The 23413-nt window shown below is 71.4% G+C and carries 16 protein-coding genes, 2 rRNA genes and 1 pseudogene (1 of these 19 running past the window's edge); 5 read left to right on the top strand and 14 right to left on the bottom strand.

Annotated features, from left to right (window positions below; translation table 11 throughout):
- Positions 1-80: 80 nt before the first annotated feature.
- Positions 81-1751, bottom strand: a complete 1671-nt coding sequence (locus AW27_RS26855) for a CTP synthase (protein ID WP_037925628.1) — start codon at positions 1749-1751, stop codon at positions 81-83.
- Between the two features lie 446 nt (positions 1752-2197).
- Between AW27_RS26855 and AW27_RS26850 the strand changes: the two genes are divergently transcribed.
- From AW27_RS26850 to AW27_RS26840, 3 genes are all read left to right on the top strand, one after another.
- A complete protein-coding gene (locus AW27_RS26850) occupies positions 2198-4027 on the top strand; it encodes a glycoside hydrolase family 15 protein (protein ID WP_172671373.1) in 1830 nt (609 codons plus the stop codon).
- 122 nt (positions 4028-4149) lie between these two features.
- Positions 4150-5535 carry an FAD-binding oxidoreductase gene (locus AW27_RS26845; RefSeq protein WP_037925625.1) on the top strand — a complete coding sequence of 462 codons (1386 nt, stop codon included), beginning with the start codon at positions 4150-4152 and terminating at the stop codon, positions 5533-5535.
- 22 nt (positions 5536-5557) lie between these two features.
- Complete coding sequence (locus AW27_RS26840) at positions 5558-7177, top strand: PucR family transcriptional regulator (RefSeq protein ID WP_037925623.1); 1620 nt, start codon at positions 5558-5560, stop codon at positions 7175-7177.
- 177 nt (positions 7178-7354) lie between these two features.
- Here AW27_RS26840 and AW27_RS26835 read toward each other — a convergent pair whose 3' ends face one another.
- From AW27_RS26835 to AW27_RS26815, 5 genes are all read right to left on the bottom strand, one after another.
- Complete coding sequence (locus AW27_RS26835) at positions 7355-8467, bottom strand: glycosyltransferase family 4 protein (RefSeq protein WP_037925621.1); 1113 nt, start codon at positions 8465-8467, stop codon at positions 7355-7357.
- A 256-nt stretch (positions 8468-8723) separates the two neighbouring features.
- Positions 8724-10448, bottom strand: a complete 1725-nt coding sequence (gene recN, locus AW27_RS26830; protein WP_037925618.1) for a DNA repair protein RecN — start codon at positions 10446-10448, stop codon at positions 8724-8726.
- Positions 10449-10653: 205 nt separating this feature from the next.
- The gene (locus AW27_RS26825) at positions 10654-11562 is read right to left on the bottom strand and encodes an NAD kinase (protein ID WP_037925616.1); all 909 of its coding nucleotides are present in this window, start codon (positions 11560-11562) and stop codon (positions 10654-10656) included.
- A complete protein-coding gene (locus AW27_RS26820) occupies positions 11559-12374 on the bottom strand; it encodes a TlyA family RNA methyltransferase (RefSeq protein ID WP_037925614.1) in 816 nt (271 codons plus the stop codon). The genes AW27_RS26825 and AW27_RS26820 overlap by 4 nt, the downstream gene beginning before the upstream one ends.
- A gap of 7 nt (positions 12375-12381) precedes the next feature.
- Positions 12382-12693 carry a hypothetical protein gene (locus AW27_RS26815; RefSeq protein ID WP_236647768.1) on the bottom strand — a complete coding sequence of 104 codons (312 nt, stop codon included), beginning with the start codon at positions 12691-12693 and terminating at the stop codon, positions 12382-12384.
- A 65-nt stretch (positions 12694-12758) separates the two neighbouring features.
- Here AW27_RS26815 and AW27_RS26810 point away from each other — a divergent pair, with 65 nt between their 5' ends.
- The gene (locus AW27_RS26810; protein ID WP_037925612.1) at positions 12759-13112 is read left to right on the top strand and encodes an SCP2 sterol-binding domain-containing protein; all 354 of its coding nucleotides are present in this window, start codon (positions 12759-12761) and stop codon (positions 13110-13112) included.
- 32 nt (positions 13113-13144) lie between these two features.
- On the opposite strand, the gene AW27_RS26805 is transcribed toward AW27_RS26810, so the two are convergent.
- Genes AW27_RS26805 through AW27_RS26790 form a run of 4 tightly spaced genes read right to left on the bottom strand, consistent with a single transcriptional unit; the run spans position 13145 to position 17252 of the window.
- On the bottom strand, positions 13145-13999 hold the full coding sequence (locus tag AW27_RS26805) for an ABC transporter ATP-binding protein (RefSeq protein ID WP_106967648.1): 855 nt from the start codon (positions 13997-13999) through the stop codon (positions 13145-13147).
- Positions 13996-14997 (bottom strand): FecCD family ABC transporter permease, encoded by a 1002-nt coding sequence (locus AW27_RS26800; RefSeq protein WP_078556897.1) that lies wholly within the window; start codon positions 14995-14997, stop codon positions 13996-13998. The genes AW27_RS26805 and AW27_RS26800 overlap by 4 nt, the downstream gene beginning before the upstream one ends.
- Positions 14998-15038: 41 nt before the next feature.
- Positions 15039-16097, bottom strand: coding sequence for a FecCD family ABC transporter permease (locus tag AW27_RS26795; RefSeq protein ID WP_370466579.1), 1059 nt, complete (start codon positions 16095-16097; stop codon positions 15039-15041).
- A gap of 48 nt (positions 16098-16145) precedes the next feature.
- Positions 16146-17252, bottom strand: a complete 1107-nt coding sequence (locus AW27_RS26790; RefSeq protein ID WP_037925604.1) for an HAD-IIA family hydrolase — start codon at positions 17250-17252, stop codon at positions 16146-16148.
- Positions 17253-17339: 87 nt separating this feature from the next.
- Between AW27_RS26790 and AW27_RS26785 the strand changes: the two genes are divergently transcribed.
- Positions 17340-18611: a DUF1015 family protein gene (locus tag AW27_RS26785; protein WP_037925601.1), complete on the top strand. Its 1272-nt coding sequence runs from the start codon at positions 17340-17342 to the stop codon at positions 18609-18611.
- Positions 18612-18700: 89 nt separating this feature from the next.
- Here AW27_RS26785 and AW27_RS26780 read toward each other — a convergent pair whose 3' ends face one another.
- The 4 genes and pseudogenes from AW27_RS26780 to AW27_RS26765 form a co-directional block, all read right to left on the bottom strand.
- Entirely contained in the window at positions 18701-19552 is an 852-nt protein-coding gene (locus AW27_RS26780; RefSeq protein ID WP_037926385.1) for a tetratricopeptide repeat protein, read from the bottom strand.
- A 60-nt stretch (positions 19553-19612) separates the two neighbouring features.
- Positions 19613-20935 (bottom strand): annotated as a pseudogene (locus AW27_RS34455) (hypothetical protein); the annotation flags it as partial.
- A gap of 105 nt (positions 20936-21040) precedes the next feature.
- Positions 21041-21157 (bottom strand): 5S ribosomal RNA (gene rrf / locus AW27_RS26770).
- A 108-nt stretch (positions 21158-21265) separates the two neighbouring features.
- Positions 21266-23413, bottom strand: a 23S ribosomal RNA gene (locus tag AW27_RS26765); it runs 971 nt beyond the window's last position.

Here is a 23413-nt window from a genome sequence, read left to right as displayed (position 1 = left end):
CGAAGTCCTCCACAACGCGCGACGACCGGGGCACGGATCCTTGTCCGTACCCCGGCCGTCTACGTTATGCGGTCAGGCACTCACTTGGCGGCCTGCTGCCGCTCCACGGCCGCCTTGACCAGACCCGCGAACAGCGGGTGCGGGCGGGTCGGGCGCGAGCGCAGCTCCGGGTGGGCCTGGGTGGCCACCAGGTAGGGGTGGACCTCACGCGGGTACTCGACGTACTCGACGAGCTTGTTGTCCGGGGAGGTGCCGGAGAAGACGAGGCCGGCCTTCTTCTCCAGCTCGCCGCGGTAGGCGTTGTTGACCTCGTAGCGGTGGCGGTGGCGCTCGTCCACGTAGGCCTCGTCGCCGTAGACCTCGCGCACGATGGAGCCCTCGGCGAGCTTCGCCGGGTACATGCCCAGGCGCATGGTGCCGCCCAGGTCGCCAGCGCCCTCGACGAAGGCCAGCTGCTCCTCCATGGTCGAGATGACCGGGTGCGGGGTGGAGGCGTCGAACTCGGTGGAGTTGGCGTCCTCGATACCCGCGAGGTTGCGCGCGGCCTCGATGACCACGCACTGCAGGCCCAGGCACAGGCCGAGCAGCGGGATCTTGTTCTCGCGGGCGTAGGTGATCGCGCCGACCTTGCCGTTCACGCCGCGGTCGCCGAAGCCGCCGGGCACGCAGATCGCGTCCACGTCGGACAGCTGGGCCGCCGCGCCGGCGGGGGTCCGGCAGTCGTCGGAGGTGACCCACTTGATCTGGACGCGGGCCTTGTTGGCGAAGCCGCCGGCGCGCAGTGCCTCGGTCACCGACAGGTAGGCGTCGGGCAGGTCGATGTACTTGCCGACGAGCGCGACCTTGACCTCGTGGTCGGGGTTGTGGACCCGGTCGAGGAGGTCCTCCCAGACGGTCCAGTCGACGTCGCGGAAGGGCAGGTCCAGCTTGCGGACGACATACGCGTCCAGGCCCTCGGTGTGCAGGACCTTGGGAATGTCGTAGATCGACTTGGCGTCGATGGCCGCGACCACGGCCGCCTCGTCCACGTCGCACATCAGCGAGATCTTGCGCTTGATGCTGGTGGGCACGTCGCGGTCGGCGCGCAGCACGATGGCGTCGGGCTGGATGCCGATGTTGCGCAGGGCGGCGACGGAGTGCTGGGTCGGCTTGGTCTTCAGCTCGCCGGAGGGGCCGATGTAGGGCAGCAGCGAGATGTGCACGACGAAGACGTTGTCCCGGCCGACCTCGTGGCGGACCTGGCGGACGGTCTCCAGGAACGGCAGCGACTCGATGTCGCCGACGGTGCCGCCGACCTCGGTGATGACGACGTCGACGTCGTCGGTCGCCATGCGGCGGATGCGGTGCTTGATCTCGTTGGTGATGTGCGGGATGACCTGCACGGTGTCGCCGAGGTACTCGCCGCGCCGCTCCTTGGCGATGACGGTGTTGTACACCTGGCCGGTGGTGACGTTGGCCGAGCCGTCGAGGTCGACGTCGAGGAAGCGCTCGTAGTGGCCGATGTCCAGGTCGGTCTCCGCGCCGTCGTTGGTGACGAACACCTCACCGTGCTGGAACGGGTTCATCGTGCCGGGGTCGACGTTCAGGTACGGGTCGAGCTTCTGCATGGTGACCCGCAGACCGCGCGCCTTCAGGAGCGCACCCAGGCTGGAGGCCGTCAGGCCCTTGCCGAGGGAGGAAGCGACACCCCCGGTGACGAAGATGTGCTTGGTCGTCATGGCTGTGCTGTTTCGGAAAGCAGCGGGCGGCATCGCCAAGAGGGGGCTCCCGTGGTCGCGAAGTGAGGTGCTTCCAGCGCCGGCCACCATCGATCCGGAAGGGTTTCAGGGGGCGCCGAAGCTGCGGTTTCGGGGCCCCTGATTCGCACAGGCAGACCACCGGTCCACGGGGTACCAGCCTATCAGCGCCCGGACCGGTCCGCCTCCGGCCACGCGCCGTCGACGGCTCGTAGCAGAGCGCCGAAGTGCGCCGGGGCGGCAGTCGCGCGACTCACCCGTTCGGCCCAACGGCATTGCCCGCGGCCTGGAGAAGATCACTAGGGTGCCGTCATATCCTGCTCGGATATTGCACACATCACCGCCGGGCAGTCCGTCGGACGGCCTAACCGAGCCGATATACGGAATCATGGGCTCACGCGGGGATCCCTGCACACAGGAGACCGCGCAGACGCGCAATGCAAGCGCCCTTCGGGGCGGACGTGGCCGTTCGACTGGAGATGCACGTGTCCGGGCGCATCGAGGATTACGCACTGATCGGGGACATGCAGACCGCGGCACTGGTCTGCCGGGACGGGGCTGTGGACTGGCTGTGTCTGCCCCGCTTCGACTCCCATGCCGTGTTCGCGAGCATTCTCGGCACCGAGGATCACGGGTTCTGGCGGATCGGGCCGGTGTTCCCGGCGGGCTCCGAGGCCCCGCGCGCCACCCGCCGACGCTACCGCGGCGACTCGCTGGTGCTGGAGTCCGAGTGGGACACCCCGCGGGGCAGCGTCCGGGTGATCGACTTCATGCCGCCGCGCGAGCACCACGCACCGCAGCTGATCCGCATCGTCGAAGGCCTCGGCGGGCGCGTCCCCATGCGCTCGACCCTGCGGATGCGCTTCAGCTACGGGCGGGTGGTGCCGTGGGTGCACAAGGTCGACGGACGCACCGTGGCCGTCGCCGGGCCCGACTCGGTCTGGCTGGACACCGACGCGGAGACCTACGGCAAGGACCTCACGACGTACGCGGACTTCACCGTCGGGCCCGGCGACCGGGTCGCCTTCAGCATCAGCTGGCAGGCCTCGCACCGCGGGGCACCCGAGGCCCCCGACGCCGAGGCGGCCCTGGAGTCGACCGCCGAGTTCTGGCGCGAGTGGGTGGACCAGTGCACCTACCACGGGCCCTACCGGGAAGCCGTGGTCCGCTCCCTGATCACGCTCAAGGCCCTCACGTACGGCCCCACGGGCGGGATCGTCGCCGCGCCGACCACCTCCCTCCCGGAAGAGATCGGCGGGGTCCGCAACTGGGACTACCGCTACACCTGGCTGCGGGACGCGGCCATCACCCTCTCCTCACTGCTGCGCACCGGCTACCGCGAGGAGGCCCGCGCCTGGCGCGAGTGGCTGCTGCGCGCGGTGGCCGGCGACCCGGAGAACCTGCAGATCATGTACGGGATCGCGGGCGAGCGGGAGCTCGGCGAGACCGAGCTGGACTGGCTTCCCGGCTACGAGGGCTCGCGCCCGGTCCGGGTCGGCAACGGCGCTGCGGGCCAGCTCCAGCTCGACGTGTACGGCGAGGTCACCGAAGCCCTCCACCTGGGCCACATGACCGGCCTGGCCCGCAGCGACTACGCCTCGGTGCTCCAGCTCAAGCTGATCCGCTACCTGGAGACGCACTGGTCGGAGCCGGACGAGGGCATCTGGGAGGTGCGCGGCCCGCGCCGGCACTTCGTGCACTCGAAGGTGATGGCGTGGGTGGCCGTGGACCGCACGATCAAGCTGATCGAGAGCGGGGACGCGGACGGACCGCTGGAGCGGTGGCGGGAGCTGCGCGACGAGATCCACCAGGACGTGTGCGAGAAGGGCTACGACAAGGAACGCAACACCTTCACGCAGTCGTACGGGTCCAAGGAGCTGGACGCCTCGCTGCTGCTGATCCCGCAGATGGGGTTCCTGCCCCCGGACGACAAGCGGGTGATCGGCACCATCGAGGCGATCCAGCGCGAGCTGTCCACGGCAGACGGCTTCATCCTGCGTTACCCGACGGCCGGTGAGGAAGCCGGCGTGGACGGCCTCGAAGGTGACGAAGGGGCCTTCCTCGCCTGCTCGTTCTGGATGGCCGACGACCTGGCGATGATCGGCCGGGTGGACGAGGCGCGGCGGCTGTTCGAGCGGCTGCTGGCGCTGCGCAACGACCTGGGCCTGCTGGCGGAGGAGTGGGACCCGCGGCTCCAGCGTCAGGTGGGCAACTTCCCGCAGGCGTTCAGCCACGTTCCGCTGATCGACACGGCACTGCGGCTGACCGCGAGCGGGGCGTACGGCGGCTGAGGGCCCGTGCGCTCCTGACCCGACGGCGGTGCGGGCGGGCGCGGTGTTCACCGCGCCCCGGTGATCCTCCGGGCCTAGGCTGGAAGGGTCTTATGCCCTCCGTCTGTTGGAAGGGGGCAGCCATGGCTCCCCTCTCGAAGGCGGGCGCGGCCCTGACCGCGCTCCGCGAGGATCTGTCCGGCGAGGTGTTCGCTCCGGAGGATCCGGGCTACGACGAGGCCCGGACCGTCTTCAACGCGATGATCGACCGAAGGCCCGCCGTCATCGCCCAGTGCGAGAGCGCGGAGGACGTGGTCACCGCCGTGCGCTTCGGGAGGGACCTGGACCTGAAGATCGCGGTGCGCGGCGGCGGGCACAGCGTCTCCGGTTCCGCTCTCGGTGATGGAGCCCTGGTGGTCGACCTGCGCCGGATGCACGAGGTCACCGTCCACCCGGGTGCCCGCGCGGTCCGGATCGAGGGCGGGGCGACGATGAGCCACCTGGACCGGGCCTGCGCCCCGTACGGCCTGGCCACCACCGGCGGCCGGGCCTCCACCACCGGGGTGGGCGGCTTCGTCCTGGGGGGCGGCAGCGGCTGGCTGGACCGCACCTGTGGGCTGGCCGTGGACAACCTGCTGGGCGTGGAGCTGGTGACCGCCGACGGCTCGGTCGTGGAGACCACCGCGGAGGAGCACCCCGAGCTGTTCTGGGCCCTGCACGGCGGCGGCGGCAACTTCGGCGTGGCCACCGCGATCACCCTGCGGCTGCACGAACTGCCCGCCATGGCGATCGCGTTCGTCCTGTACCTGCCGGAGAACGGCCCCGAGGTGGTGCGGACCTACCGGGACCTCATCGAGGCCGGGCCGGCGGAGGCGAGCGGGGGCGTGATCTACCTGACCGGCCCTCCGGACGACGACTTCGTGCCCCCGCACCTCGCGGGGAAGCTGCTGTGCGCGGCGCTGCTGACGTACGCGGGCCCGGAGGAGCGGCTGCGAGGGCTCGCCGAGCCGCTGCTCGCGGTGCCGCACGAGGCGGCGATGGTCACCGGCATCGCGTACGCCGACCTCCAGTGCATGATCGACGACCCGCCGGGGATGCGGAACTACTGGTCGGCCGAGTACCTGACCGGCGCACCCGACGCGTACGTGGACGTGTTCTGCTCCCGTGCCTCGTCGATGCCGGTGCCCACCGGAACCCAGCACATCCTGTTCCCGCAGGGCGGCGCGATCGCCTCCGGCCCGGCCGACTATCCGGTGCCGTACCGGGACTCCCCCTGGGCGGTGCACCCGTTCGGGATCTGGGAGGATCCGGCCGACGACGAACGCTGCCGGCAGTGGGTCAAGGACGTCCGCGCGGACGCGCAGCCGTGGAGCACCGGCGCGGTGTACCTGAACTTCACCGGGGACGAGGGCGCGGACCGGGTGGTCTCCGGACTCGGCGCGGACAACATGCGGCGGCTGGGGCGGGTGAAGCGCCGGTACGACCCGGACAACGTCTTCCGCTTCAACCACAACATCCGCCCGGCCTGACCCCCTGGTAGCGTCCCGCGACATGGAGAACCAGGGCGGGATCACCGTTCAGCGGGCACTGGAACTGCCCGGGCTGCGCAGCGGCCTGCCGGAGGTGGTGGCCTGCGCCGACCGGCTGGGCCGCACGGTCCGCTGGGTGCACGCGGGCGAGGTGCCGAACATCGCCTCCCTGCTCAAGGGCGGCGAACTGCTGCTGACCACGGGCCTGGGCCTGGGCGCCCGGCCCGCCGAGCAGCGGGCCTTCGTACGCCGCCTCGCGGACCGGGGCATCGCCGCGCTGGTCGTCGAGCTGGGCCCGCGGTTCACGCGGCTGCCCGCGACGATCGTGGAGACGGCGCGCGCCGCGGGACTGCCTCTGGTGCAGCTCCACCGGGAGGTCCCCTTCGTCACGGTCACCGAAGAGGTCCACACCGAGATCGTCAACGGCCACTACGCCCTGCTCCAGCGGGCCGAGGAGGTCCACCGGCGGTGCACGGAGGCCCTGTTGGGCGGCGGCGGCATCCCGCAGGTCCTGCGCATCCTGGCCGACTTCACGGGGAACCCGGTGTTCCTGGAGACCCCCGAGGGGCAGTTGCTGTACGCGGCTGCCAGCGCGGCCGGGGACCCGGGGGCGGACCCGCTCCAGGTGTGGGAGGGGCTGCGCGGCCAGCGCGAGGCCGAGCCGTCGGCGAACACTGTGGTGATCGACGTACCGGGCGGTGGCCACGGCTCGGGCTCGGTCCGGGCCCGGGTCGTCCTGGTCGGCGTCTCGGCCCCGCTGCTGCCGGTGCACCGGATGGCGGCGGAGCGTACGGCGGGCGTGCTGGCCGTGGTCCTGATGCAGGCGCGGCAGGAGGAGGAGCTGGCGGCGCGCGGCCGCGGCGACTTCCTGACCGACCTCGCGGAGGGCCGCATCTCGGCGGAGGACGCGCCGGCGCAGGCCCGCGTGCTGGGTTTCAGGCCGGGTGCCGGGCCGCTGCTTCCGGTGGTCATGCGGCTGTCGGACCTCGGTCCGTCGGGCAATTGGGCCGTGCTGGCGAGGGCGGTGCTGGAGGAGCTGTCGTCCGTCGGGGTCCCGTTCCTGCTGGGCGTCCGGCCGGTCGAGGGCCGGGTGCCGCTGCTGGTGTCGCTGCGGGCCGAGTCGGAGCGCACCGCGGTCGCCGACCGGGTCGCTGCGGCGCTGCGGGCGGGTGTCGAACGCGCGGGCCTGGACCGGGCCACCGCCCCGCCGGCCGTGGTCGTCGGCGTGGCGGGCGACTGGGCGGCCGCCTCGTCGGGGCTGCGGCACGCCGCCGAGACCGCCACGGCGGCCCACGGGCTGCCGGCCCGGCCCTGGTACGACGCCCGGCGTCTGGACATCGACCTGCTGCTCTGGCGGCTGCGCGAACACCCGGACCTGGCGGCCTTCGTGGACCGGGCGATCGGCCCGCTGCGCGCGCACGACGGGGCCTCGCGGCCGCCGCTGCTGCCCACGTTGGAGACGTACCTGGCCCATGCGGGCCGCAAGGCGGAGACGGCCCGTGAGCTCCACCTGAACCGGCAGACCCTCTACAACCGGCTGGCCCGCATCTCGGAGCTGCTGGGCACGGATCTGGACGACCCGGAAACGGTCCTCTCGCTGAGCCTCGCCCTCCGCGCCCGCCGCCACGCCGGCCCTTCCTGACGCGTCCCCTCGCCCTCGCCGCCGGGGCTGAGCCGCACCGTCCCGGACCGGACCCGCCGTCCCCGACCCGCCGTCCCCGACCCGCCGGCCCGGCCCCGCCCCATCGGCCCCGCCCCATCGCCTCGCCGCATCGCCTCGCCGCCGTTTCGCCGGGGGTGTGCCGCCGGCGGACAGACCCTAGCGGCGGGTGCGTTCCGTCAGTTCGTCGTAGACGGACAGGATCTGGGCCACCGTGTCGTCCTCCGACGGCCACGTCGCGGCCTGGACGCGCCCGGCGGCGGCCAGATCGGCCCGGCGGGCCGGATCGGCCAGGAGGCCGGTCACGGCCGAGGCGAGGGCCCCCGCCTCCCCCGGCGGGACGAGCACCGCACCCTCCCCCACCAGCTCCGGGACGCCCCCCACCGCCGTGGCCACCAGCGGTACGCCCGCCCGCAGCGCCTCCTGCGCCGGCAGGGCCCGGGCCTCCCACCGGCTCGGGAGGACCGCCAGGTCGGCCGCCGCCAGCAGGTGCGCCGCATCCCGGCGCCGTCCGAGCAGCCGGACCGGGAGCCCCTCCGCCTCGATCCGCCGGGCGAGTTCGGTCCGCAAGGGCCCTTCGCCCGCGATCACCAGCAGCGGCGTCGGCTCCAGCGCCCGCCACTCCCGCGCCGCGTCCAGCAGGACGGAGTATCCGCGGTGCGCGACGAGGCTGCCGACCGTGACGAGCAACGGCCGCTCCATGACGCCGAGTTCCGCCCGCAGTTTGCCTGGGTCGGTCACCCCTTCCGGAGCCGACGGGAAGGCGACGGGTGCCAGCCGCGCGTCCCTGGCGCCCCGCTGCCGCGCCAGGTCCACCAGGTCCGAGGAGGCGCCGAGCACCACCGCGGCGGCCCGCGCCACGCGCCGTTCCAGCATCCGGCTCAGCCGCCCGAGCGCTCCGGGCACCGACCGGCCTTCGCCGTGCCAGCTCACCACCAACGGCACCCGGCGCCCGCGCAGGGCCAGCGCGGCCCGCAGGCCGGCCTTCACCCCGTGCGCGTGCACGACGTCCGCACCGGCGCAGGCGGCCCGCAGCACGCTCACCGCGTCGGGCGCGAACTCCGCCCCGGCGCCGGTGAAGTCGTACTCCCCCTCCGCCCGGACGGGTGCGCACACCGTGACCCGCACCCCGCGCGCGGCGAGCCCGGTGGCGAGTGATCGGACGTGAGCGCAGCTGCCCGCGCCCGCACCGTCGCCGAGTACGTGGACGGTGCGCAGCGGGCGCCCGTAGGGCTGTGCCGCGGCGGAGGTGGAGACCGGGGAGCTGCTCACGGGCCGAAGCTCCAGGGGGGAGGGAAGAGTGCAGAGACGTCGCCCAGAATGCCAGTCCGCACGCGCGTTCCGGGACCATACGGGTGCGGATCCTGTGCGAGATACGGTCGCAGACCCGACGGCCTCACCCACAGGGCGTAAGTGGAATCCGGAGAGTGACGTGCCGATCGGTCCGCTTCCGGTCCGAAACGGTCTTTCGCGGTCAAGCGGAGGGCCCGGAACGCCATGCGGTCCGGGCCCTCGGGGATGCGCGCGTTCACCCGTCGGCGCGCGCCGCGGCCAGGAGTTCCTCGGCGTGCGCCCGTGCGGAGACGGAGTCCTCGTGCCCGGCGAGCATGCGCGACAGCTCCCGCACCCGGTCCTCCCCCTCCAGGACGGTGACGCCGCTGCGGGTGACCGAACCGTCGTTGGTCTTCTCCACCAGCAGTTGCCGGTCGGCGAAGGCCGCCACCTGCGGCAGGTGTGTGACGACCACGACCTGCGCCGACCTGGCCAACTGCGCCAGGCGCCGGCCGATCTCGACGGCCGCCTTGCCGCCGACGCCTGCGTCGACCTCGTCGAAGAGGTAGGTGGGCACCGGGTCGGTACCCGCGAAGACGACCTCGACGGCGAGCATCACGCGGGACAGCTCACCGCCGGAGGCGCCCTTGGCGATCGGCCGCGGCTGGGCACCCGGATGCGGGGCCAGCAGCAACTCCACCTCGTCGGCGCCGGACGGCCCGCAGGCGACCGGACGGCCGCCCACCTCCACTCCTTCGGGGTCCTCCGTCTGCCGGATGTCGATCGTCACCCGGGCGTGCGGCATCGCCAGCGATGCCAGCTCCTGCGTCACCGCGGCGGCGAAGCGGCTGGCCGCCTCCACCCGGGCGTCGGTCAGCGTCTGCGCCAGCAGGGACAGTTCGGACCGCAGCCCGTCGCGTTCCGCGGTCAGCTCGGTGATCCGCTCGTCGTCGCCGTCCAGTTCCAGCAGCCGCGCCGCACCCTGTTCGGCCCACTCCAGCACGGCGTCCACGGTGCCCGCGGTGCCGTACTTGCGCGTCAGCTGGGTCAGGGCGGCCCGGCGCTCCTCCACCGCGGCCAGCCGCAGCGGATCGGCGTCGAGGTCGTCGGCGTAGCCCGCCAGTTCGCCCGCCACGTCCGACATCAGGATGCCGAGCTCGCCGATCCGCTCGGCGAGCGCGCCGAGCGCCGGGTCGTGCGACCGTACGGATTCCAGCGCCCGGTGGGCTCCCGCCACGAGCATGTTCGCGTCGATGGCCTCGGGGTCCTCGGGGTTGCCCGCGAGCGCGGCGTGCGCCGCCTGGGCGGCCTGGGCCAGCGCCTCGGCGTGCCCGAGCCGCTCCGCCTCGGCCGCCAGTTCGACGTCCTCGCCGGCCACCGGCTCCACGGCCGCGATCTCGTCGAGCCCGAAGCGCAGCAGATCGGCTTCCTGGGCCCGCTCCCGGGCCCGGGTGGTGATCTCGTCGAGCTCCACCGCGACCGCCCGGAGCCTGCGGTAGGCCGAGCCGTACTTCTCCAGCGGGACGGCGACGGCGTCTCCGGCGTACCGGTCGAGCGCCTGCCGCTGCCGGGCCGGCCGGAGCAGGCCCTGCTGGTCGGTCTGCCCGTGGACGGCGACCAGGTCGTCCGCGAGTTCGCCGAGCAGGCCGACGGGCACGGAACGGCCGCCGACGTGGGCACGTGAGCGCCCCTCGGCGGACACGGTCCGGCTGATCAGCAGAGCACCGTCGTCGAGCTCGGCGCCCGCCTCCTCGGCGCGCACCGCGGCAGGGGCGTCCGGACGCATGACGATGCGGCCCTCGACCACCGCCGCCTTGGCCCCGATCCGCACCAGGGCCGGGTCGGCACGCCCGCCGAGCAGCAGCCCGAGGCTGGTGACGACCATCGTCTTGCCCGCACCGGTCTCGCCGGTCACCGCGGTGAAACCGGGCGACAGCTCGACCACCGCGTCGTCGATGACCCCGAGCGACCGTATCCGCATCTCCTCAAGCACGGGACGACGATACCGAGGTTTCCCGAGTGCCATGTGACGTCACCCGCCCGGAATTCTTCGAACGCGTGTGCTATTAGGGCTCTCGGCTCCGGCACCGGGCGGCAACGCCCTTGAACCCGGCGGGGCTTGCGGGCGCCAGGGCTGCTTCCGCCCCGGACGCCGCCCTCGGCCCGCCGAAAGCCCCAGGCACCGGTCAGTGCGGCGCGCCCCGCCAGCCGGACACCGGCAGCGCGAACTTCGCGACGAGCCGGTCCGTGAACGACGCGTGGTGCAGCCGGGCGAGCCGTACCGGCACCGCACCCCGGCGGACCTCCACGCGGGCCCCGGCCGGCAGCTCCAGCGTGCGCCGGCCGTCGCACCACAAGACCCCGTGCGGGGTACCGCTCTGCACCTCCACCGCCAGCACCGAGTTCGGCGAGGTCACCAGCGGCTTCGCGAACAGCGCGTGGGCGCTGATGGGCACCATCAGCAGCGCCTCCACCTCCGGCCAGACCACCGGCCCGCCCGCGGAGAAGGCGTAGGCCGTCGAGCCGGTCGGAGTCGCGCAGACGATCCCGTCGCATCCGAAGCCGGTCACCGGACGCCCGTCGATCTCCAGGACCACCTCCAGCATCCGCTCCGGGGACACCTTCTGGACTGCGGCCTCGTTCAGCGCCCAGTCCCGGTGCACCACGTCGCCGTTCGTCCGCACGATCACGTCGAGGGTCATCCGCTCCTCGACCTCGTACGAACGCGTCACCACCCGGTCCACTACCTTGTCCAGGTCGTCGCGCTCGGCCTCGGCGAGGAAGCCGACCCGACCCAGGTTGACGCCCAGCATCGGCACACCCGAGGCGCGCGCGAACTCGGCGCCGCGCAGCAGGGTCCCGTCCCCGCCCAGCACGACGAGCAGCTCGCACCCGTCGAGCACTCCCGGCGTGGACTCGGTGACGAGCTCCACCTCCTGCGGCAGCGGCAGGTCCACCGCCTCGTGGTCGAAGACCCGTACGCCCAGTCCGCAGCGCAGCAGGCCCTTGACGACCAGCTCCGCGCTGCGGATGGCCGCCGGCCGCCCGGTGTGCGCGAGCAGGAATACGGTGCGTGCCCCCGAAGAATCTGTCACTGCGGCCCCTCCGCCACTGCACGGTCAACATCCGCCGGGTCGAGTGCCGGTGCCCCCGCCCTCAGCCACAGAAAGTACTCGACGTTCCCCGACGGCCCCGGCAGCGGACTGGCGGTGACTCCGAGGACGCCCAGTCCCAGCCCCGCGGCGCTGGCCGCCACCTCGCGCACGGCCTCGGCACGCAGCTCGGGGCTGCGCACCACGCCGCCGCTGCCCAACCGGTCCTTGCCGACCTCGAACTGCGGCTTGACCATCAGCACCAGGTCCGCGTCCGGTGCCGTGCACCGCACCAGCGCGGGCAGCACCAGGCCGATGGAGATGAAGGACAGGTCACCGACGACGAGATCGACCGGGATGCCGTCGATCTGCTCGACCGTCAGCTCACGCACGTTCGTGCGGTCCTTCACGGTGACCCGGTCGTCGCTCTGCAGCGACCAGGCGAGCTGCCCGTAGCCGACGTCCACCGCCATGACGTGGGCCACGCCCGCGCGCAGCAGCACGTCGGTGAAGCCGCCGGTGGACGCGCCCGCGTCCAGCGCCCGGCGGCCCTCGACCTGCAGCCCCTGCGGCCGGAACGCCGCGAGGGCGCCCGCGAGCTTGTGTCCGCCACGCGAGACGTAGTCGGGGTCGTCGTCGTCCTTGAGGACCACGAGGGCCGCGCTGGTCTCGACCTGGGTGGCGGCCTTGGTCGCGGTGGTGCCGCCGACGGTCACCCGGCCCGCGGCGATCAGCTGCGCGGCGTGCTCTCGCGAGCGGGCCATGCTGCGGCGTACCAGTTCGGCGTCCAGGCGGCGGCGTGCCACTCCTGCCACGTTCGGTTCAGCTCCTGTTTTCGTACGGTCCGGGGAGGGGCGGTGCGTCCAGCGCCGTCAGCGCCTCACGCAGCCCCCGGTGGACATCCTCGTACACCTCGACGTGTCCGTCCGCCCCGAGGTGGTCCGCGTCCGCGAGCCGCGCCAGGTACGCGTCCACCCCGGTGTGGCCGGTGGGGGTGCGTACGACGCCGAGCGGCGCCGGCGCGGCGGGCTCCGCGGGCGCGGCGGGCTCTTCCGCCGCGCCGGCACCGCCCCCGGCCTCGGTTCCGTCCGCGCTCTGGGTCCCGGCCCGGATCTCGGCTGCTTCGTCGGTCATGCCACGACGCTACCCCGAAGCGCCCCCACGGCCCCGCACGGCTCTGCGGTACCGTCCTGATCACGATGGCTACGATCCAGGAGTGCCGTGGAGCACTCGACCGACTCTCCGACAACCTCGCGCGGGCCGAGGAGGGCGTGCGCGGCGCGGCCGCGTTCGACCGCTCCCTCAGCTGCCACATCACGGACCTGGACCAGACGTTCACGGGCCGCCTCGACGGGGGCCGGATCCATGTGGAGGCGGTGGCGCCCGGCCCGCCGGCCCGCAAGGCGGAGATCCGCCTCGCGATGGCCGGCGACGACCTGGTCGCCCTGGTCGCGGGCGAGCTGAAGTTCGCGAAGGCCTGGGCCTCCGGCCGGGTCAGGCTGGAGGCCGGATTCCGCGACCTGCTGCGACTGAAGAGCCTCCTCTCGTCGTAGTGCCCACCCGGCCGTGATCCGCCGGACAGGCCCTACGCCGTGCCCGCCGCCGGCTCCGGGACCTCGGCGGCCGCCCGCGCCCGCGCGCGCCGCCCCGCCGGGATGACCAGCGGCGTACCCGTCTCCGGGTCGTCGATGACCTGGCAGCGCAGCCCGAACACCCGCTCCACGAGCTCCGCGGTCACCACCTCGCGCGGCGGCCCCTCGGCGATGACCTTCCCGCCCCGCATGGCGATCAGGTGCGTGGCGTAGCGGGCGGCGTGGTTGAGGTCGTGCAGGACCGCGACGAGGGTGCGTCCCTGGGTCTCGTGCAGGTCGGCGCACAGGTCCAGCACGTCGATCTGATGCTGGATGTCCAGGTACGTCGTCGGCTCGTCGAGCAGCAGCAGCGGCGTCTGCTGGGCCAGCGCCATCGCAATCCACACGCGCTGCCGCTGCCCGCCGGAGAGCTCGTCCACGGCCCGGTCGGCGAGCTCGGCGACCCCGGTCGAGGCCATCGCTCCGTTCACGATCCGCTCGTCCTCGGGCGACCACTGGCGCAGCAGGCCCTGGTGCGGGTAGCGGCCGCGCGAGACCAGGTCGGCGACCGTGATGCCGTCGGGCGCGATCGAGGACTGCGGGAGCAGCCCCAGGGTCTTGGCGACCTGCTTCGCGGGCAGGGTCCCGATGGCCTGCCCGTCCAGCAGCACCTGCCCCCGGGACGGCTTCAGCATCCGCGACAGGGCCCGCAGAAGCGTGGACTTGCCGCAGGCGTTGGGGCCGACGATCACTGTGAAGGAGTGGTCGGGGATCTCCACCGACAGGTTCTCGGCGATGACCCGCCGGTCGTAGCCGAGGGTCACGTTCTCCGCGGTCAGCCGCTGCACTTGCGCACTCCTGAGGTTCATATACGTCCCGCCCTGCGCTCGGTGACGAGCAGCCAGAGCAGATAGACACCGCCGACCAGCCCGGTCACCACACCCACCGGCAGCTGGTCCGCGCCGAAGGCCCGCTGCGAGGCCCAGTCCGAGAGCAGCAGCACCACCGAGCCCATGAGGGAGGCGGTCAGCAGGTTGGCGCCCGGCGAGCGGGTCAGCCGCCGCGCCAGCTGCGGCGCGGCCAGCGCGACGAAGCTGATCGGCCCGGCCGCCGCGCTCGCCGCCGTGGTGAGCAGGATCGCGGCCGTCATCAGCAGCAACCGCGTGCGCTCCACCCGCACCCCGACCGCGTACGCGGCGTCGTCGCCCATCTCGATCATCCGCAACGCCCGGCTCTGCCCCAGCACGAGCGGGAACAGCACCGCGCAGGTCGCCAGCAGCGGCCACACTTGTGCCCAGTCCCGGCCGGCCAGCGAACCGGTCAGCCAGACCATCGCCCGCGAGGCCTCCACGAGCTGGGCCTTGGTGATCAGGTACTGGATGACGGCCACCAGCATGGCGGAGGCGCCGATGCCCACCAGGACCAGCCGGTAGCCGTGGATGCCCCGCTTGTACGCCAGCAGGTAGACGGCCGCGCCGGCCAGCAGGCCGCCGAGCAGCGCGCCGGCGGCGACCTCGGTCGCCGAGCCCTTCATCAGGATGATGACGACGAGGGCGCCGACCGCGGACCCGTACGAGAAGCCGAGCAGGTCGGGCGAGCCGAGCGGGTTGCGGGTCACCGACTGGAAGACGGCTCCGGCCATCCCGAGGGCCGCACCCACCAGCAGGGCGACCAGCACCCGCGGCATCCGCAGCTCGTTGACGATGAAGTCGTCGGCGGGGGTGCCGTTGCCGAGCAGGGTCCGTACCACGTCCCACGGCGCGATGTCGAAGTCGCCGGTGCCGATCAGCAGCACGGACATGGCGAAGGCGACGAGGACGAGCAGGCCGCCGACGGCCAGGGCGCGCCGCTCGATCCGCAGGGACATCCCGCCCGGGAGCCGCAGGGGACGGGCTTTGGCGGTCACGGTCACAGCTGGGCCATCCTCTTGCGCCGGACGAGGTGGATGAAGACGGGCCCGCCGATGAGCGCGGTGACGATGCCGACCTGGAGCTCGGCGGGCCGGGTGACGACCCTGCCGACGACGTCCGCGGCGAGCAGCAGGACGGGCGACAGGACGGCCGAGTACGCGAGCACCCAGCGCATGTCCGGTCCGGTGAAGACCCGCACCAGGTGCGGGATCATCAGGCCTATGAAGACGATGGGCCCGCAGGCGGCGGTCGCCGCACCGCAGAGCAGGGTGATGGCGAGCATCGCGCCGATCCGGGTCCGCGTCAGGTTCGCGCCGAGCGCCCTGGCCGTGTCGTCACCCATCGCCATCGCGTTGAGCGGCCGGCCGAGCGCCAGCGCGAGCACCGCGCCCGCCAGCAGGAAGGGAGCGACCTGGCGGACGGTGTCCATGGTGGCCGACGCCAGCGAGCCCACCGTCCAGAAGCGCAGCTTGTCCAGCGCCGTGCTGTCCATCAGCTGCACCGCGTTGATGTAGCCGACGAGGGCGGCGCTGGCCGCCGTACCGGCGAGCGCCAGGCGCACCGGCGTGGCGCTGCGGCTGCCGCCGAGCACGTACACGACGACCGAGACGACGGCCGCGCCGAGGAAGGCCCACCACACGAACTCGCTCAGCGAGCTCGCGCCGAAGAAGCTGATCGCCGAGACGACGGCCGCGGCGGCACCGGCGTTGACGCCGAGGATGCCGGGCTCGGCCAGCGGGTTGCGGGTCAGCGCCTGCATCACCGCCCCGGACAGGCCGAGGCCGAGGCCGACCATCAGCCCGAGGAGGGTGCGCGGGACCCGGAGATCCCGCACCACCACGTCCGAGGTGGTCCCCGAGTAGTGGAAGAGACCGTGCCAGACCTCGTCCAGGGGCATCTGCCTGGCGCCCACGGCGATGCTCAGCACCGAGATCAGGGCGAGCACCGCGAGGGCGCCGGCCAGGCCCGCGGCACGCGCGGCATGGCGAGGGCGGGCGACGGTGTCCGGCGGGGGCACCGTGCGCGGCCCGGGTTCGGGGGGACTCTCAACCAACACGCAGGTTAGGTTAGCCTAGCCTGCACCCGGAGTGGGCTTCCGGAGGCCTCAAAGACCGAGCCTGGCCAGCGCCTTCGCCGCGTCGAGCGTGCACACGTCCTCCGCGGCGGCCGTCCAGGCCGCGGCGCACAGCGCCCGCAGACCGTCCAGCGGGTCCCGGCCGGCTCCGCCGTCCCCGATCACCACACCCTTCGCTCCCCCGCCGCCCCCGTCGCCGTCGCCACCCTCGTCGTGCTCGCGCAGTTCGAGCACACCGCTGTTCAGCGCGACCGCCGTCCAGCCTCCGCACCGGAATCCCTCCGCGGCCGGCACCACCTCCGGCTGTCCGGCCAGCAGCCCGCGCAGGTCCCGGTCCACGTACGTCGGCCGGTGCCGGGGCTCGGCCCGCAGCAGCTGCTCCGCGTCGGTCACCCCGGTCAGCACCAGCAGCGAGTCCACCTCCCCGTTGAAGGCGCCCTCGATGTCGGTGTCCAGCCGGTCCCCGACGACCAACGGCCGCTTCGCCCCGGTCCGCAGCACCGTCTCACGATGCATCGGGGGCAGGGGCTTGCCCGCCACCTGGGGCTCCGCGCCCGTGGCGATCCGTACGACCTGCACCGCGGCCCCGTTGCCGGGCGCGATGCCCCGCGCCCCGGGGATCGTCAGGTCGGTGTTCGACGCGTACCACGGCACGCCCCGGCTGATCGCGTACGAGGCCTCCGCGAACCGGCCCCACGCCAGGTCCGGACCGCCGTAGCCCTGTGCGACCGCCGCCAGCCCCTCCTCCTCGGCGGACTCGACCGGCACCAGGCCGCGTTCGCGCAGCGCGACCCGCAGCCCCTCCCCGCCGATCACCAGCACCTTGGACCCGGGCTCCACCTGCTCGGCGATCAGCCGGGCCACTGCCTGCGCCGAGGTGATCACCTCGGCCGCGTCCGTCGGGATGCCCAGCTCGCCCAGGTGCTCCGCGACGGCCTCGGGGGTCCGCAGCGCGTTGTTCGTGACGTACGCGAGGTGCATGCCGTCGGCGCGGGCCGCCGCGAGGGACTCCACGGCGTGGCCGATGGCCCGCCCGCCCGCGTACACCACCCCGTCCAGGTCCAGGAGAGCGGTGTCGTACGCCTGGTGCAAGCTCTGGTCGCACGCCGCGGGACTGGTCCTGATCTGCCGGGTCATTCTGGCCGCTCCCTGTGAGATCGATCGTGTCCGATTCCCTACTGCCCCGATCATCCCGCATGGAGAGACCCGATCTACCATGCACCAATGACCACTTCTGGCACCGCGGACCACGGGCTGCGCCTCATCCCGTTCCATGGCCTGCGCTATGTCCCCGAGCGTGTCGGCAGCCTCGCCGCCGTCACCTCGCCGCCGTACGACGTGGTCGTGCGCCCCGACGGAGTCGACCACCTCGAGTCCGCCGACCCGCACAACATCGTCCGCCTGATCCTCCCCCAGGCCGGCACCCCGGCCGCGCGCAACGAACAGGCCGCGCGCACGCTGCGGGACTGGCTCGCCCAGGGCGTCCTGTCCGCCGACCCCGAGCCGGCGCTGTACGTGTACGAGCAGCGCCGGGCCGGGCTGCTCCAGCGCGGCGTCATCGGAGCCCTCGCCCTGTCCACCGCCGACGCCGGCATCGTCCTCCCCCACGAGGACGTCATGCCGGACGTGGTCACCGACCGGGCGGGCCTGATGCGGGCCACCTCCGCCAACCTCGAACCCCTCCTGCTCACCTACCGCGGCGACGACCCCGGGGCGGGTGCTGCGGCGGTCGTCGAACGGACCGCCCAGCGCGAGCCCCTGCTGTCGACCACCACCGAGGACGGCTTCCAGCACCGCCTCTGGGCCATCACGGACCCGGACGAACTGGCCACCGTCACAGCGGATCTCGGCCACCGTCAGGCGCTCATCGCCGACGGCCACCACCGTTGGGCGACCTACCTGCGCCTCCAGGAGGAGCACGGCTCGCCCACCGCGTGGGACTTCGGCCTCGTGCTCCTCGTGGACACCGCCCGCTACCCGCTCCAGGTCCGCGCCATCCACCGGATGCTGCGCCGCCTCCCGGTCGCGGACGCGCTGGCCGCCGTCGCCGGCCACTTCCGGGTCCGCCCGGTCGACGGGCCGCTGCCGCTCGCGCTGGACGCCCTCTCGGACGCGGCGGAACGCGGCAACGCCTTCCTCCTCGCCGGCGACGGCACCTTCCATCTGGTCACCGATCCCGACCTGGACCTCCTCGACCGCACGGTCCGCCACGACCGCCCCGAGGCCTGGCGCCGGCTGGACGCGACCGTGCTGCACGCGACGCTGCTCGACGCCCTCTGGCACGTCCCGGACGCCCCCGACCAGATCACCTACATCCACGACGCCGCGTCCACGGTGGCCATGGCCGAACGGCACGGGGGCACCGCCGTCCTGCTGCATCCCGTACGCGAGGAGGTCGTGCGCGACCTCGCCCGCCAGGGGGTCACCATGCCCCGCAAGTCCACGTCCTTCGGCCCGAAGCCGGCCACGGGCCTGGTCCTGCGCGGACTGGGCTGAGCCGAGCCCGCCCGGACACGGAGAAGGGCGGTACCCCGTTCGGGGTACCGCCCTTCTCCTCTGCGTCGCTACGCCGGAGCCGAAGTGGCTCAGGCCTTGTCGCCCCGGACGTCGGCGTCGGCCCCGGACTGCTCCAGCGGCTCGTACTCCTCGTCGTCCTCGTCGTAGTACTCGGTGACGTCGGTGGCGCGCTCGGCCGCGGCGATCTCGGCCGGGTCCTCGTCCTCGTCGTCCTCGTCGTCCTGGTCGTCCTCTTCCCGGTGGCCTTCGGCGAGGTCCTCGTTCAGGTCCTCTTCGTCGTCCGACAGGTCCGCGGCGTCGACGAACTCGACGCCGTCGAGCTCGGCGAGACGGTCGGAAGCGTCGGTGGACCCGTCCTTGTCCGCTTCCAGGGCCTTGCCGAACCACTCACGGGCCTCGTCCTCACGACCGGCCGCCAACAGGGCGTCGGCGTAGGCGTACCGCAGGCGCGCCGTCCACGGCTGGACGGCGCTGGACGCCAGCTCGGGGCTCTGCAGGGTCACGATGGCGGCTTCGAGCTGCCCCTGGTCCCGCCGGGCGCCGGCCGCGACCAGACGCATCTCGACCTGGCCGGCCTTGTCGAGCTTCTGCACCTCGGGCTCGCCGGCCATGGCCAGGGCCCGCTCGGGACGGCCGAGACCGCGCTCGCAGTCGGCCATGACGGGCCACAGCTCCACGGAACCGGTCATGCGCTTGGCGGCACGGAACTCCGCCAGGGCCTCGCTGTACTTCTGCGTGGCGTACGCGGCGAAGCCGGCCGCCTCGCGGACGGCGGCGACACGGGAGGCCAGGCGCAGGGCGATGCGCGAGTACGCGTAGGCCTGCTCGGGGTCCTCGTCGATCAGACGGGCGACCATGACCAGGTTCTTCGAGACCTCTTCCGCCAGGCCCTTGGGCAGGCTCAGCAGTTCCTGACGCACGTCGGCGTCGATCTCCAGACCGGTGACGTCCTCGTCGATCGGAAGCCGCTTGACGGGGTCGCGGTCCGAACGGTAGCCGCGGTCGCCACCGCGGTCGTCACGGCCACCACGGTAGCCACCGCGGTCGTCACGCCCACCACGGAAGCCTCCACGGTCCCCGCCCCGGTCGTCACGGCGCGGGTACGAGGGACGGTCGCCACCGCGGTCGTCACGGCCACCACGGTAGCCGCCACGGTCGTCATCACGACGCGGGTAGGACGGACGGTCACCCCGGTCGTCACGGCGCGGGTACGAGGGACGGTCGCCACCGCGGTCGTCGCGGCCGCCCCGGTAGCCACCGCGGTCGTCACGCCCACCACGGAAGCCTCCACGGTCCCCGCCCCGGTCGTCACGGCGCGGGTACGAGGGACGCTCGCCACCGCGGTCGTCGCGGCCACCCCGGTAGCCGCCACGGTCGTCATCACGACGCGGGTACGAGGGACGGTCGCCCCGGTCGTCACGGCGCGGGTACGAAGGACGGTCGCCACCGCGGTCGTCGCGGCCACCCCGGTAGCCACCACGGTCGTCATCACGACGCGGGTAGGACGGACGGTCACCCCGGTCGTCACGGCGCGGGTACGAAGGACGGTCGCCACCGCGGTCGTCGCGGCCACCCCGGTAGCCACCACGGTCGTCATCACGACGCGGGTACGAGGGACGGTCACCCCGGTCGTCACGGCGCGGGTACGAAGGACGGTCGCCACCGCGGTCGTCGCGGCGCGGGTACGAGGCACGTTCCCCACCACGATCGTCACGGCGGGGGTAGGACGGACGGTCGCCACCGCGGTCGTCGCGGCCACCCCGGTAGCCACCACGGTCGTCATCACGACGCGGGTAGGACGGACGGTCACCCCGGTCGTCACGGCGCGGGTACGAAGGACGGTCGCCACCGCGGTCGTCGCGGCGCGGGTACGAGGCACGTTCCCCGCCACGATCGTCACGGCGGGGGTAGGACGGACGGTCCCCACCCCGGTCGTCACGGCCACCCCGGTAGCCACCACGGTCGTCATCACGACGCGGATACGAGGCACGTTCCCCGCCACGGTCGTCACGGCGGGGGTAGGACGGACGGTCCCCGCCCCGGTCGTCGCGCCGGAAGCCACCGCCGCCACCGGCGGGACGTCCACCGCGGTCGTCGCGGCGGAAGCCTCCACCGCCACCACCGGCCGGCCGGCCCCCGCGGTCGTCACGACGGAACGGGGGACGGTCGCCGCCACGGTCGTCACGGCCCCCGCGGTAGCCGCCCCTGTCACCGCCGTCGTTGCGACGAGGCTCGCGCTCCGGACGATCGTCGGGAGAGTTGGACATGGGTGTGACTCCTGTCTTCGGGGTACCGCTAGTCATTCTCGCGCAACCAACCCGTGGCCGCGCTTCGGCGTAAAGAAGCGAAAAACAAAAAGGACCCTTGGTCCAGCGTTGAACGCTGGACCAAGGGTCCTTTGAAAGATTATTCGGCGGCGTCCTACTCTCCCACAGGGTCCCCCCTGCAGTACCATCGGCGCTGAAAGGCTTAGCTTCCGGGTTCGGAATGTAACCGGGCGTTTCCCTAACGCTATGACCACCGAAACCCTATCGGTTTCGAGCGAACAAGCACACTCTGTAGTTATGTGTTCTAGCTCTAGAAACCAGCAACTGTTCGTTGCTTCAGAACTAACACAGTGGACGCGAGCAACTGAGGACAAGCCCTCGGCCTATTAGTACCAGTCAGCTCCACCCGTTACCGGGCTTCCACATCTGGCCTATCAACCCAGTCGTCTACTGGGAGCCTTACCCTCTCAAGGAGGTGGGAATACTCATCTTGAAGCAGGCTTCCCGCTTAGATGCTTTCAGCGGTTATCCCTCCCGAACGTAGCCAACCAGCCATGCCCTTGGCAGGACAACTGGCACACCAGAGGTTCGTCCGTCCCGGTCCTCTCGTACTAGGGACAGCCCTTCTCAATATTCCTACGCGCACAGCGGATAGGGACCGAACTGTCTCACGACGTTCTAAACCCAGCTCGCGTACCGCTTTAATGGGCGAACAGCCCAACCCTTGGGACCGACTCCAGCCCCAGGATGCGACGAGCCGACATCGAGGTGCCAAACCATCCCGTCGATATGGACTCTTGGGGAAGATCAGCCTGTTATCCCCGGGGTACCTTTTATCCGTTGAGCGACGGCGCTTCCACAAGCCACCGCCGGATCACTAGTCCCGACTTTCGTCCCTGCTCGACCCGTCGGTCTCACAGTCAAGCTCCCTTGTGCACTTACACTCAACACCTGATTGCCAACCAGGCTGAGGGAACCTTTGGGCGCCTCCGTTACCCTTTGGGAGGCAACCGCCCCAGTTAAACTACCCATCAGACACTGTCCCTGATCCGGATCACGGACCGAGGTTAGACATCCAGCACGACCAGAGTGGTATTTCAACGGCGACTCCACACCAACTGGCGTTGATGCTTCAAAGTCTCCCACCTATCCTACACAAGCCGAACCGAACACCAATATCAAACTGTAGTAAAGGTCCCGGGGTCTTTCCGTCCTGCTGCGCGAAACGAGCATCTTTACTCGTAGTGCAATTTCACCGGGCCTATGGTTGAGACAGTCGAGAAGTCGTTACGCCATTCGTGCAGGTCGGAACTTACCCGACAAGGAATTTCGCTACCTTAGGATGGTTATAGTTACCACCGCCGTTTACTGGCGCTTAAGTTCTCAGCTTCGCAACCCCGAAAGGTCACTAACCGGTCCCCTTAACGTTCCAGCACCGGGCAGGCGTCAGTCCGTATACATCGCCTTACGGCTTCGCACGGACCTGTGTTTTTAGTAAACAGTCGCTTCTCGCTGGTCTCTGCGGCCACCCCCAGCTCAGAGTGCAAGACTCATCACCAGGAATGGCCCCCCTTCTCCCGAAGTTACGGGGGCATTTTGCCGAGTTCCTTAACCATAGTTCACCCGAACGCCTCGGTATTCTCTACCTGACCACCTGAGTCGGTTTAGGGTACGGGCCGCCATGAAACTCGCTAGAGGCTTTTCTCGACAGCATAGGATCATCCACTTCGCCACAATCGGCTCGGCATCAGGTCTCAACCTTCATGAGGGACGGATTTACCTACCCCTCGGCCTACACCCTTACCCCGGGACAACCACCGCCCGGGCTGGACTACCTTCCTGTGTCACCCCATCGCTTACCTACTACAAGTCTGGTTCGTCGGCTCCACCACTTTCCATTCCCCGAAGGGTCCGGAACGGCTTCACGGACTTAGCATCGCCTGATTCGATATTGGGCGTTTCAAAGCGGGTACCGGAATATCAACCGGTTGTCCATCGACTACGCCTGTCGGCCTCGCCTTAGGTCCCGACTTACCCTGGGCAGATCAGCTTGACCCAGGAACCCTTAGTCAATCGGCGCACACGTTTCTCACGTGTGTATCGCTACTCATGCCTGCATTCTCACTCGTGAACCGTCCACAACTAGCTTCCGCTGCTGCTTCACCCGGCACACGACGCTCCCCTACCCATCACAGCCTCCGTTGGGAGTATTGCTGCAATGACACGACTTCGGCGGTACGCTTGAGCCCCGCTACATTGTCGGCGCGGAATCACTTGACCAGTGAGCTATTACGCACTCTTTCAAGGGTGGCTGCTTCTAAGCCAACCTCCTGGTTGTCTCTGCGACTCCACATCCTTTCCCACTTAGCGTACGCTTAGGGGCCTTAGTCGATGCTCTGGGCTGTTTCCCTCTCGACCATGGAGCTTATCCCCCACAGTCTCACTGCCGTGCTCTCACTTACCGGCATTCGGAGTTTGGCTAAGGTCAGTAACCCGGTAGGGCCCATCGCCTAT

This window comes from Streptomyces sp. PCS3-D2, assembly GCF_000612545.2.
Taxonomy (GTDB): domain Bacteria; phylum Actinomycetota; class Actinomycetes; order Streptomycetales; family Streptomycetaceae; genus Streptomyces.
This window is presented reverse-complemented; position numbering and strand designations above follow the sequence as displayed.